This is a genomic window from Sorangium sp. So ce176, from assembly GCF_051519835.1.
Taxonomy (GTDB): domain Bacteria; phylum Myxococcota_A; class Polyangia; order Polyangiales; family Polyangiaceae; genus Sorangium; species Sorangium cellulosum_G.
On record NZ_CP150371.1, the window covers coordinates 6,687,632 to 6,700,258 of the forward strand.

Annotated in this window: 7 protein-coding genes; 1 reads left to right on the forward strand and 6 read right to left on the reverse strand. The window is 70.6% G+C overall.

Annotated features, from left to right (window positions below):
* Nucleotides 1-61 precede the first annotated feature (61 nt).
* The 5 genes from WMF42_RS25055 to WMF42_RS25075 all read right to left on the reverse strand — a co-directional run bounded on the left by WMF42_RS25055 (nucleotide 62) and on the right by WMF42_RS25075 (nucleotide 7,292).
* A complete protein-coding gene (locus WMF42_RS25055) occupies nucleotides 62-1,024 on the reverse strand; it encodes a sigma-70 family RNA polymerase sigma factor (RefSeq protein ID WP_437685198.1) in 963 nt (320 codons plus the stop codon).
* A 128-nt stretch (nucleotides 1,025-1,152) separates the two neighbouring features.
* On the reverse strand, nucleotides 1,153-2,232 hold the full coding sequence (locus tag WMF42_RS25060) for a glycosyl hydrolase 53 family protein (protein ID WP_437685200.1): 1,080 nt from the start codon (nucleotides 2,230-2,232) through the stop codon (nucleotides 1,153-1,155).
* Nucleotides 2,233-2,628: 396 nt separating this feature from the next.
* Entirely contained in the window at nucleotides 2,629-3,687 is a 1,059-nt protein-coding gene (locus WMF42_RS25065) for a hypothetical protein (RefSeq protein ID WP_437685202.1), read from the reverse strand.
* A 3-nt stretch (nucleotides 3,688-3,690) separates the two neighbouring features.
* A complete protein-coding gene (locus WMF42_RS25070; RefSeq protein ID WP_437685204.1) occupies nucleotides 3,691-5,268 on the reverse strand; it encodes a hypothetical protein in 1,578 nt (525 codons plus the stop codon).
* 257 nt (nucleotides 5,269-5,525) lie between these two features.
* On the reverse strand, nucleotides 5,526-7,292 hold the full coding sequence (locus tag WMF42_RS25075) for a S8 family serine peptidase (protein WP_437685206.1): 1,767 nt from the start codon (nucleotides 7,290-7,292) through the stop codon (nucleotides 5,526-5,528).
* A 414-nt stretch (nucleotides 7,293-7,706) separates the two neighbouring features.
* Between WMF42_RS25075 and WMF42_RS25080 the strand changes: the two genes are divergently transcribed.
* A complete protein-coding gene (locus WMF42_RS25080; protein ID WP_437685207.1) occupies nucleotides 7,707-8,747 on the forward strand; it encodes an ADYC domain-containing protein in 1,041 nt (346 codons plus the stop codon).
* 51 nt (nucleotides 8,748-8,798) lie between these two features.
* Here WMF42_RS25080 and WMF42_RS25085 read toward each other — a convergent pair whose 3' ends face one another.
* Entirely contained in the window at nucleotides 8,799-12,626 is a 3,828-nt protein-coding gene (locus WMF42_RS25085) for an nSTAND1 domain-containing NTPase (RefSeq protein ID WP_437685209.1), read from the reverse strand.
* Nucleotide 12,627: the final 1 nt, after the last annotated feature.

Genomic DNA, 12,627 nt, shown 5'->3' on the forward strand with positions numbered 1-12,627 from the left:
ACGATCACATCGCTCCGCGGAGCGGATCGATGACCTCCGCTCTCCCTGGGGCGGCAGCCGCCTACCGGAGGCTCGGCTCGTCGAGCGACGCGGGCCGCGCCGTGTGGATGCCGGTCGGGCTGTTCGACCCGTCGCGCGGCGGGGTGTCGACGACCGCGAGCTGGAGCTGGCGCAGGCGGGTGGGGTCGCCGATGACGTCGATCGCCGCGATGCGGCCGCCGTGGATCGCGACCTCGAGGACGAGTTGCAGTCGCCCGCGCGGTGCGACGGCGATTCCCAGGGCGCCGTTCACGAGGACGGGCCGGGCGAAGCGCGCTCGACCGGCGTTGGTGACCGTCTCCTCGGCCACGCGCCGGGCGCCGCGCACCTCGGTCTCCACCCCTCCTCGCAGCGCGACACGGTCCGCTCGCCGGACGATGTCGGGGGCCAGCACGGCGAGGAGGGCGCTCAGGTCGCCGGCCCGTGCCGCGGCCAGGAAGGCTTCCACCACCTCGCGCTGCCTGGCGAGGTCGGCAGCGGGAGCGGCGGCCACGCCGTGCACGCGGTGGCGGGCGCGGCTCGCCAACTTCTTCGCGGCGGCCGGTGACCGCTCGACGATCTCGGCGATCTCGTTGAACGGCACGGCGAACAGGTCGTGCAGCACGAAGGCGATGCGCTCGGCGGGTCCGAGCGTATCGAGGACCACCAGCAGGGCGAGCCCGACGGCGTCGGCCAGCGCCGCTTCGTCCTCGGGACCGGTCGCGTCGTCGTGGGCGACCACCCGATCGAGATCGGCCAGCTCGGTGAGCTCCTCACGCCGACGCCGGCGTGAGCGCAGCATGTCGAGGCAGACGCGACCGACGATCGTGGTCAACCATCCCGTCACATTGCCGACAGCGCTGGCATCGACGCGACTGGCTCGCAGCCAGACCTCCTGCACCGCGTCCTCCGCCTCGTGCGCTGAGCCGAGCATGCGGAACGCGACCCCCCGCAGATGGCTGCGGGACCGGTTGAACTGCTCGGCCAGCTCGGTCTGGCTGATCATCGGTCACCTTTCGCGCTCGCGGTTCGTCATACCCCCGGCGAGAGGATCACGCAAGATCGACGAGGCGTGCGGGTGTGTCGACCGGCCGGCGCACGACGCCATCAGCCCCCCTGAGCGTTAACAAGATATCACAGGCCGAAGCTCGCCTTGATCGCGTCGAACTCCGCGAAGGCGTCGCTGTTGGCCCTGTACGTTCCGCCCTGCGACGTGAAGAGGGACGAGCCCCATGAACCGCTCTGCGTCGGCTCCCAGAAGAACGTCCCGAGCCCCCTGCCGTCCGGCAGATCGCGCATGATCTGATTGGCCTTCGTGCGCTCGGGGTTGTACTCCGCGATCGCGAACGACAGATCCGGGAATGTCTCGGCCAGGGTATTGAACGTGTTCTCCCATACTTCGGGCTCGCCCTGAAATGCCGTGTAGCAGGAGAGCCCGAGGACGTCGAACGCGACGCCTCGCGTCTTTGCGCTGTTGACCCACCACGTGACGCCGTCGACGTCCTCTGTGTTCTCGACGTGCAGCATGATCTTGATGCTGTCATCGACCTCCTTGACCCCGTCGATGCCTGCCTTGAGCAGGGCGGCCAGGTTGTCCCAGCTCTGGTTCGTCGCTCGCCCCGTGAGGCCCTGCGGATTGACGACCGAATCGTTGCCCCAGCAGTCCGTGCTCGCGGACGGCACATGGATGAGCATGCCCGGCGTGATCTCGTTGCCGATCTGCACCATGTCAGGGCGCGCGCCCGCGCTGACGAGCGCGCCGACGACGTCCCTTGTGTACGCCTTCAAGAGGCCCGTCATCTCGTCGATCGATCGGGCGCTCCGCCAGGCCTCGGGGATGATCTGTTTGCCAGGATCGGCCCAGGTGTCGCTGTAATGGAAGTCGAGAAGGAACCCCATGCCCGCGGCCTTGATCTGCTTGCCGAACTCGACCGTGTGGTCCTCGTCGCAATAGGTCTCCTCCTTCGCGCAATCGCCGCCGGTCCCGAAAGCATACCCGTAGGAAGCGCCTGGATCCACGAACGTCCGGAGCCGGACGTAGTTGAATCCATGATTCTTCAGCAGCTCGAGCATCCCTTTTTCGCTTCCGTCCGTGTCCGTGTACCTCGCGCCTTCATCGACCGCCTCCTGGACGCTGGAGATGTCAGCGCCCAGGATGAAGCTGGGCTCGAACACCGGCATGCCGCCCATTCCGCCCGTCCCGGAGCCGCCCATACCCGCCGAGGTGCTAGAGGACGAGCTCGTCGCGACGGATACGCCTCCCCCGCTCGAGCTCGCTGCCGTCGCGCTGCCGCCGCCTCCGCCCGAGGTGGCTCCCCCCTGACCAGCGCTGCTGGGATCACCTCCCTCCGGGCCTGGCTCGGTGCAGTGACAGAGAAAAAGTGGGATGCACAGCGCGCCAATCGCGGCGCAGGAGGATACGGAGGAGCGAATCGTGGCCTTCATGCCACCATCCTACCCGAGCCCGACCGCCAGCGTCATGCGGCGATCGCTCCGCTCGCCGGCGAGCCATCTCGATGACCATTTGCATCCGGCGCGGTCACGATGCAGCCGCCACGCTCGACGGGCACCAGCCCCCCCGGGTCAGTCCCTCCCCGCGCCGTCGCGCCCTCAGGTCTCTCCCGCCGTGAACGTCGCCGTACCCTCCTGGCCGAACGTGTCGACGCAACGGAGCACGACCTCGGCTCCGACGAGCGCCTCGGGGGCGAAGCGCACCTCGACACGGAGGACCTCGGCCGCGCTGCAATCCACCGCGTCGCTCTTGACGGACATCACCCGATCGATGATCCCGAGCGCCGGCTCGACGATCGCCGCCTGGCTCCGGTCCGGTTGCGAGGCCTCGACCACGCAGTAATCGAGGTTGCCGCGCGTCCGCACCGTGGCGAGGTACGACGTCCCGAGAGGGATCGTCTTGGCCGAAGGGGTGATCTGCGGCGGGCCGCTCACGAGGACGCTCCTCGGCGCGGCCGAGGCGCCGCCGGCGGAGACGGAGAGCAGCGCTGTTCCCGGCGCCGTCGAGGCGAAGTACGCGAGCGCAGCCGCCCTGTCCCCGTCGCGCGCCAGCGTGAGATCGAGCGTGGGGGCCGTGCCCGAGAAGCTCCCCTGGCTCGCGTGCAGCTTGACGGAGGAGCCGGCCGACCTCGCGTCGGCAGCGACCTTCACGATCGCCGCCGCCTGGCCGTCGGCCGGCAGGTAGCACTCGCCTCCCGGCAGCTCGATCGGCAGGAGCTCGAGCCCGGTGACGGACACGCCGGGCGCGTCGCCGACAGGCAGGACGACCGTCCCGATCTCGTGCGGGTTACCGCAGTAGTCCCAGGCGACCACCTCGATCTCGGAGACCCCCTCGCCGGGCGTGCGGCCCCCCTCGAGATCTTGCCGCTCGAGCGAGGCCGACCACGAGGCGAAATTGCCAGCGCCCTTGTTCTCGGCCAGGACGCCCCCGACCATGACGCGATCGATGAGCACGTCCGATCGCAGCGTCCCCTCGATCTTGTGCGGCGAAGAGACGATCACGTCCGACGCGCCGCGGGTGATGGTGCCATCGACGGAGATCGCGGAAGGATCCCCGCAAGGCGACTCCTCGGTGGACGCCACGCAGCTCGGCGCAGAGAGCGCAGAGAGCGTGACCAGCACGAGGCAGCGAGCGCTCGTTCTTCTCGGATCCAGCATGGCTCAGGTCCCCCCCGCGAGCGGCAGGCCCGCCGCCCTGAAGAAGGCAGGTACGAAGTTGATCATGAGGCCGACGTGCGGCGTGAGGCCGAACGTGGTGTCCACCTTGGTCGCGCCGTCGGGAGCGACCCGCCCCGGCCGGAAGCTCTCTTTCGGGGCGTCGTGGCGGTGCACGCCGGCGGCGAGCCCTATCGAGAAGTCGCGCCCGATGGCGAGCTCCGGGCCCACCACCAGGGAGGTAAACGGATTGATGCCTTCCGAGCTGGCGCCGAGGACGCCGAGCCAGGCGCCGAGCCCGCCGCACACCTTCGCCGAGAGCTGCGGCATGTCGCAGAAGAAGTGCGAGTAGCCGAGAAACAGCTCGGCGCTCGTCAGGCCCGATATCGCCCCCTCCCCGGCGGTGACGTCGACATACTTGCGGCCGTCCGCGGCCGTGACGATGTCGACCTGCCGCGCCCACGGCGACCAGCCCAGCCCGAGCGCGACGCGGAGCGCGCCCCGATAGAGGTTCTCCACCACGTAGAAGTGCTTGACCGACTTCACCTGCTTGTCGCCGCTCTTCAGCGTCACCGTGAGCGTCGCGTCCTTGCCCGAGCGAGGCGCGAAGGCCAACCGCGATCGGGGGGGCACGGGGGCGTCTGGCTTCTCCGGTGCCGGGGCGACCAGAGCGGCGCCGAGCGCGTCGCCGACGGGGTGCCCAGCGGGGACGTAGGTCCACGGCGCCATCCCCTGATCCCCGTCCAGCTGGATCTCGGCGTCATGGTCCGAGTGCCACACGTACACCACGATCGGGCGACGCACATGGAGGACATGCCCCACGACCTCGCACGTCTCGCCGGAGCACTTCTCGCCGGAGCCCTCCTCGCCGGAGCCCTCCTCGAACGCCAGCGTCATCACGTAGGGCGAGCTCAGCTCCCTGAAATTGACGCAGATCGCGTAGAACTCGTGCTGCGTCACGAGCTTCTGCTTACGCTCCTCCTGGACCCACCCGGCGCAGTGCTTCTCGAGGTCAAACTGCTTCTGCTTGAGCCTGACGGGGACCCGTCTCCACGCGCCGGCCGGGCCGGAGGTCGCGTCGATCGCCTGGACCACGAGGACCGGCATCTCCCCCCGGGCGACGCTGGCCTCGATCATCTTCTGCAACGCGGGGGGCGGGGTGACCTTGCCGCCTTTGCACGGGACCGACGACCAGTGCCCCGCGTGCACGAAGCACTGGGGCGGTGCGGCCTGACCGATGTCCGAGGGGAGCGTCCAGTCCGGTTTCAGCGCCTGCCCCCCCTCCGCGACGGCCTCTATCTCCACGGAGGTGGTCGGCGATGCGGCGTACGCGGCGGGCGCCTGGAAACGCACGAGGGCGTGCGCGGTCGAGCCGGGGACGCTCACGGCGCGCTCCCAGGAGTCGCGGGAGGTCAGGAGCGCCTCGCAGTTGTGGTTCCCCGCCTTCAGATCGGCCGCCCGCGCGGTGGCGAGATCGAAGAGCGCGACCTGCTTGACGGCGTCGACGTCGAGCTGGCAGGCTTTGCTCGCTCGATCCGCCACGCTGCTCGACAGCGGATACAGCTCGATCGGGCCGCCACCCACGCCCGCGACCTGGAATGAGATACTTTGGTTCCCGACATCTTCGAAAGGCACCGTGGCCACGGCTGGAGGGGACGGCGCCGACGTCACCTGGATAGGGATGGGCGCCGCCGAGGAGTATCGAGGGAGGAGAAGGAGCCCACCTGCGATCAGCACCGCAGGGGAGAGCAAAGACCATCGCATGACGTTCACCTTTCCAGGGCGCGTGCCCTGGTGTTCAGCGGGAATTGCGCCGGATGAGCCGAGGATGAGCCCCGGCGTCAGCCGTTCATGGCGGCCGCCGCAGCGACGGCCTTCGTTGCGTTCACCTTTCCGTGACCGAACCAGAGGCTGAACCCGCGCGCGTCGAAGTGGCCGGGGCGACGCACCTCCGTCTCCGAGTCGATCACGAGGTCCTTGTCGGCCGTCTGGCAGAGGATCTGCCGGACCTGCGTCGCCGTGAGGTCGGGGTTCGCCGAGATCATCAACGCGCACACGCCGGCCACGGTGGGCGTGGCGCTCGAGGTGCCGCCGAAGCGCGACGTGTACCGCGACCCCGGCGTGTATTCTCCCCGTGGCCCTGTCCCCTCGTTGTCCGTCGTGGTGATCCCGCGGCCGCGCACCACGACCCGCTCCAGCTCATCGAAGTTGCTCGACGGCGCGCAGACGCTGACCTGCTCCCCCCAGCACGAGTACGCCGCCCGCGCCTTCAGCGACGTCGAGGCGCTCACCGTGATCACGTCCGGATGAGCGGCGATCCAGCGGTGGATGGGGCCGCTGTAGTCGACGATCCTGCCCTCGGAGGTGCGGAACGTGTACGTCGACTGGTTCTCCGGCTCCTTGATCGGGCAGTTGTTGTTCCCGGCCGCGACGCAGAAGACGAGCCCTCTCCCCCGCCGGCCACCCGAGCGCGCGAGGCGCGCGATGAGACCGTGGAGGTAGCTCGACACGGGGCGGTTCGTGGGCCCGACGGCCCAGGAGCATGAAACGACGTCCGCCTTCGCCGAGATCTTCTCGAACATCTCCGCGAGCTGCGCGTCGCTCATCTGCTTGAGCGGGAAGCGCACGGCGAGGAGCGAGCACCCGGGCGCCACGCCCACCGTGCCCTGGCCGTTGGCCTCGGCGACCGCCACCCCCGCGCAGGGCGTGCCGTGGTAATCGCCCTCGCGCGGCATGACGTCGTCGCGAACATCGAGTTCGCTGTTTCCTCGAAGGACGATGTTGAGGCGGCCGCGGATCTTGTTCGGGGCGTTGAGATCGGGGTGGGTGAGGTCGAACCCGTCGTCGGCGATCGCCACGACCACCTCCCTCGACCCGCGCGTCACCGCCCACGCTCCCAGCACGGCGATGTCCGCGCCCTTCACCAGGTCCGGACCGTCCTCGGGGGCAGCGAGGTGCCACTGATGCCGGAAGAGCGGATCGGTCGGCGCCGGGCTTGACGGCGAGAGGTCGTGGACGATGTTGGGCTCGGCGTACTCGATCTCCTCCCGCTCGGCCGCGGCGTTGGACGCCTTGATCGCGTTCCTGCCGGTCGCGTCGGTGACCCGGACGAGCAGCGTCTCCTCGCCCAGCGCCCGCACGACGTCGAGGCTGTCGTCCCGGAGGATCTGCGCGATCCGCTCGTCCCCGGTGCCGGGCTTGAACTTGAGATAAAACGTGTCGGTGATGATCACCTCGTCTTCAGGCTGACCCGCCGTGTGATACAGGTGGTGGACCACGTGGTCTGTGCGCAGCCGCGCCATGGCGTCGTCGAGCTCGCTCCGGATCTGCAGCTTCACGAGCCCTCCTCCCAGCGACTTCAACGACCCGATGTTCACCCTCGCCTTCTCCGCCGCGCGGAACGCAGACTCGACGTCCGGCGCCCGGAGGACGGCGGTGTCGTCCTTCTTCTCGATGCTGATCTTGTTGCCACCCTGCCAGAAGTGCATCTTCGCCACGCGAACCTCCATCGTCGACGCGAGGTGCGGCTGCTCGGCCGGACGCCTGCTCGACCCGTCGAGGCGCAGTCCGGCGGCGACGCCGGCGCCGCCGCACCCTGCGCGTCTCACCTTGCAATGCGCAGATAGCAATCGCCGCACCAACGCCCAGGGCGCTCACGCCTTGCGCCTTGCCCCTTCTCGTCCTTCTACGTGGCGCTCACCGCAGGCCGGCGATGCCCCCAGCGCGATCCGCTCCGGCGTCCACTCCTCCGGGCAGCGTGTCCGGCGGAGTGGACACGCTGCCCGCTCCGCTCGAGCGGGGCGCTCTTCCGACGCACCAGCCTCGGGCGAGGATCGCATCTTGCAGCGTGCATACGAAGCCTGCAGAGACGACGTCTCGCAGACGCGTAGGGAGCAGGACGAAGATCGAGGTGGTCCCCTGCGGAAAGCGCCGGCGAGAGCGGCGCGTCCGAGCTCCACGCGCCGGCCCTCCCCCCCCACACACCTCCACCACCCTGAGGCCCGATGTACATGTCGTTGGTCATGAAGCTGAATCGTTCACGAAGATCGTCCCTCGCCGGCGCTGCCCTCATGGCGGCCGCATCCACGGCGGTGGCGGCGGGCTGCGGCCAGCAACCTCCGACGGGACCTGTCCTTGTCAACGCGTCGCCCCCCGCGGCGCCGCGCCCCGAGCCGCCGACGCCCGCCGCCCCCCTCGCTCCGGAGGAGAGCGCGGTCACCCCGGTCCCCCGGCCCCAGGCCCCGACGTACAACGGCGGAGGGCTCGAGGAGGTCGCGTACATCGAGGGCCGAGTCCAGGATCTCGAGGGCTCGAAGGATCCGGTGTTCAGGGCGACCGCGCTCTCGAGCGATGGCAACACGATCAAGCTCGCCGTGCAGAAGGTGGCGACCGATCCTTGCGTCCAGGTGCCGCTCTACACGGTGAAGAAGCTGAAGGCGGACGGCAGCGTCGACGAGAAGACGGATCTCTGCGAAGGCGAGAGCTACCCGGAGTCGCCTCGGGAGGCGTGCGACAGCGACTCGGTCCTGACCGGCAAGGCGATCGCCGTCCCGGGCTACTGGGATCGACGCGCGGGAAAGTACCAGACGGAGTGCCCGACAGGACAGTGCCGCTTCACCCTGTCGTGCATCACCGGCTCCGTCGCAAAATGCGTCCACTGGGGGTACGTGCCCGGACGCACCCACGGGACGACACAGCTGCTCCCTTACTTCCAGGCATGCGTTCACGCCTCCCGGGCACACTACCTCGACGGAAAATCCTTCACGTGCAACGGCACGACCGTCGAAATGTTCGACAAACTCGGCATCCAGCGGCCGCGCCCCCAGCAAGGGATGCGCTTCGAGTCCCTCTGGCACAAGGAAGGCCTCGACTGCTTTGCCAAGACGAGGTACGCGCACTGCGATGACGAGCTCGCCGGCGGTCCCAAGCCCGATCCATCGAAATGTCTCGACCCCTCCGGGAAGCCGCCGGAGCTCTGGCCGGAAGACGCCCTCGTCGGGATCTCCAGCCGCCTCCACGAGGCCGCCGATTGCCCGTTGAACTCGAAGCATTGCCCTCGATGAGGTGGCGCGAAGGGCGGGCGCGCGGGCCCGGTATCCGGCGGCGCGGTTCGCTCAGCGTGGAGGGAAGTCGGCGCAGACGCGGAGGCCTATCGTGACGTCCCGGGTCTCGGGCTCGACGACTGTCCGGTTCGGGATCGAGACCGAGAGCTGATCGTAGTACCAGGCGCCCCCGCGGACGATGGCCTCGTCGGGCGCGGCCGCCGACCGGGTCCACTCGTACACATTGCCGGTCATGTCCAGGACCCCGAACGGGCTCTCCGAGGCCGGGTGCGATCCGACCTCGTCCGGGCCGAACGACTGGGGCTTCCGGCCGTAGGTCTCGTCGAAGTTGGCGTCGTCCGGCGCGAGCGCGTCGCCGTGCGGAAACCTGCGATCGTCCGCGCCGCGGGCGGCGCGCTCCCACTCGTGCTCGGAGCAGAGCCGGGCGCCGCGGAGGCGCCCTGTGCGATCGAGCCAGTGAACGTAGGCCTCCGCGTCGGGGAGCGAGATCGCGGCGACGGGGAAGCGCTGCCAGTCCTGGCGCTCACGGAGCGAGCGGCCCGTGAACCAGGCGAGCTCTCCCCGAGGGACCTGCCGGCGAGCGGCGTTGAGCTCCAGCGCGAGCTGCCAGTCGCCGTCAGGGAGGCGCTCGAGCTCCTGCGCCCATTGCCGAGAGCGCGCGCCGGGCGTGTGCTTGTCCCGGAGCGACGGCGGCAGATCGTCGAGGAACCGGATCCACGCCGCATACGTCACCTCGGTCCGCCCGATCAGGAACCCTCCGGTGCGCATCTCGTGCATCGGCTGCGCGGCGAGCAGGCCTCGGCGGAGCTGCTCGACATCGGCGCTCCCGAAGAGGAACCGCCCGGGCGGGACGTAGACATACCCCTCCGGCACTGCGTCGCGCGCCGGCAGATCCACCGCCACGCGGAGCCGCTCCCCGCGGGCGAGCACGAGAGGCCACCTCACCTCGGCGCGCCCCTCGGCGACGAACGTGAGGCGGTAGGAGCCAGGCCCCGGCGTGATGTCGAGATCGTGCAGCGGGGCGCGGCCGAGCGATCCGAGCGGCACCAGGCGGCGAGCGCTCCCCGCGCGTTCGTATCGCTCCAGGCGCACCTCGGCGCCCGCCGGTGACGCCTCGACGGACAGGCGCGGCACGCGCGCGAGGCCGCCTCGCCGTGATCGGTCGTCGTCGTGACCGTCGAGCTGGCGCACGAGCTCGGTGCGCCGCTCGTCGGCGTGAAACAGCTCGGCCAGCCCGATCCTCTCGACGAGGACATCGCCGAGGAGGTCGCGCAGGTCGGGCCGCGCGGGCTCGACCCGGAGGCCGTCGTTGAACAGCTGCTCCGCGCGCGAGAGCGCGTCGTCCGCCCGCCTGGAGGCCTCGATGGCGCTCGCCCACGTGGCCTCTGCCTGCGCCTGCGCGGCCCCGGCGTCCTCCGCGCGCGCCGTGCCCGCGGCGTCGAAGCGCGCGAAGGCCTCGCGGCGCAGCTCGTCTGCCTCCGCCTTCCGGCGCCGTCCATCCGCGAACGCCGTGCTCCCGGCCTCCAGGTATCCAGCGATCGTTCGATCCAGCTCGTGACGTGCCTGGATCCGTAGCCCTGCCGCGGACAGGCCGATCACGAGCGGGACACCCACGATCAGGGCGCGCCGCCACCGGCGCCGACGGGCGGCGATCTTCCGGGAAGTCCGGAGAAACTCGCCGGTTTGCGCCGGGAGCTCGTCCTCGCCGATGACCGCCGCCTCCGCGAGCTGGCGATCGCCCCAGAGCGCCTCCTGGGACCGACCCAGGCGTATCCACTCGGCAGCGGCGGCCGCGACGCGCTCGCGAACCGGGCGCTTCTCCCCGTCGGCGTCGAGCCAGCGGCGCAGCGAGTCCCAGCCCTGGACCAGCGCCTCGTGCGCGACCTCGTAGGCTGTCTCGCCGCTCGCCTCGCTCGCCACCAGCAGCCGCCCCCGGACGAGCGCGTCGATCGACGCGCGCGTGGCCGGGTCGTCGCCGTCGAGCTCCGCATCGGTGCGCCGCGCCCGCATGCCTTCGGGCGTCACGAGCTGGAGCAGCACGCGCCGGGCCGCCCTGCGCTGCTCCGGCAAGAGACGGGAGAGAACGCCGTCTGCGTGGCGCGCGAGGGCGCCGGCGACGCCGCCGATCGCGTCCAGCGCCGAGGCGGTGATGCGAGAGCGCGCGAGATCCCGCGCGTCCCAGAGCTCGGCCATGGCGAACTGGAGCAGGGGGAGACCGCCAGGCGCGCGGATGGCCGACGCCACGAGCTCGTCGACAAGCTCCTCCGGATCGAAGGCGAAGCCCTTGCTCCGGGCGGGCCCGGTGATCGCGGTCCGCATGGCTTCAGGCGAGAGCGGGCGCAGCAGGTAAAGCGCGCGCGAGAGCTCCTCGCCCAGCCCGGGCAGCGCCGCGATGCGCGTGAAGAAGTCGCCTCTCACGGCGGCGAGGACCCTCGCGCCCGTCGCGTTCGCGCTGACCCGCGCGATGACCTCGCCGAACCGCGCCGCCTCTTCAGGGCTGGCCAGCGTGCTCAGCTCCTCGAGCTGGTCGACGAAGATCAACGCGCCCCGCTCCTTGCCGAGCGAGCGCTGGAGGGAGCGCCCGAGCGCGCCCGGATCGTCGTCCGCGCACAGCTCCACCGCCGCCTCGTCGCCCCCGAGGAGCGGAGCGAGCGCAGCCGCGAGGGCGGCGAGCGGTCGCCTCCCCGGGACGAACGACAGCGTGGCGTAGCTGCGGCCGTCGCCGAGGCTGCCCTCCGCCGCGCTCGGCAGCACGCCGGCGCGGCAGAGCGAGGACTTCCCGGTGCCCGAGTCGCCCACCACGACGACCAGCCTCTCGGCGCGCAGGCGATCGAGCACGGCGTGGATCTCCGGCTCGCGCCCGAAGAAGACGCCGCGGTGCTCTGCCTCGAACGGCCGCAACCCACGATAAGGATTGCCGTCGGGCACACCGCCGGCGCGCCTGTCGCCGATCTGCTCGAGCGCGTCGGCGAGCGCGTCCGCCGAGGAGAAGCGGCGCGCCGGGTCGACGTGGAGGCAGCGGCCGATGACGTCGGCGAAGCGCGGATCGACGAGGAGCGTGCCTGCGGTGAGCGGCGCGGGCTCTGCGATGATCCACTCGTCCCAGGAGAGGTCGTCTGGCACGGTCTGGCGCGGCGGTGAGCCCGTGCACAGCTCATAGAGCAGCGCGCCGATCGCATAGAGGTCGCTTCGACAGCTGGCCTGCTCTCCGCTGAGGACCTCGGGGGCCATGTAGAGCGGCGTGCCGATGATCTTGTCCGCCCCGGTGAGCTCCACCGCCGACCGCGACCGGCCCGCCGCCCCCTCGCCGAACGGAGGCGCAACGGCGCCTGGGGTCGAGGTCGCCGAGCCGCTCGACGGCGCGGCGTCTGCCGGTGAGGCCTCTGGCGCGAGCAGCTTGGCGAGCCCGAAATCGAGGAGCTTCACGTCGCCGGATTCGGTGAGCATCACGTTGGCGGGCTTGATGTCCCGATGGAGCACGCCGTGACGGTGCGCGGCCGACAGCGCGCGGGCGAGGCTCAACCCGATCACGAGCGCGCGCTCCCAGGGGACCGGACCGGGGAGCTGCGCGAGCGTCTGGCCGCGGACGAACTCGGTCACGAGGTAGGGACGGCCCTCGAACTCGCCGATACGGTGGACGGCGACGACATTGGGGTGCTGGAGCCGGGCGATCGCGCGGGCCTCCATCGAGAACCGCCGCCGCGCAGGCCCGTCCGGCCGGACGGAGGCGATGAATTTCACCGCGACCGGGCGCTCGAGCAACGTGTCCTCGGCCAGATAGACCTGTCCCATTCCTCCCTGGCCGAGGAGGCGAATCAGTCGATACTCTTCGATGACCTGCGGGGGGCTCCAGCTCGGTCTGATCAGCGGCTGCGCCACA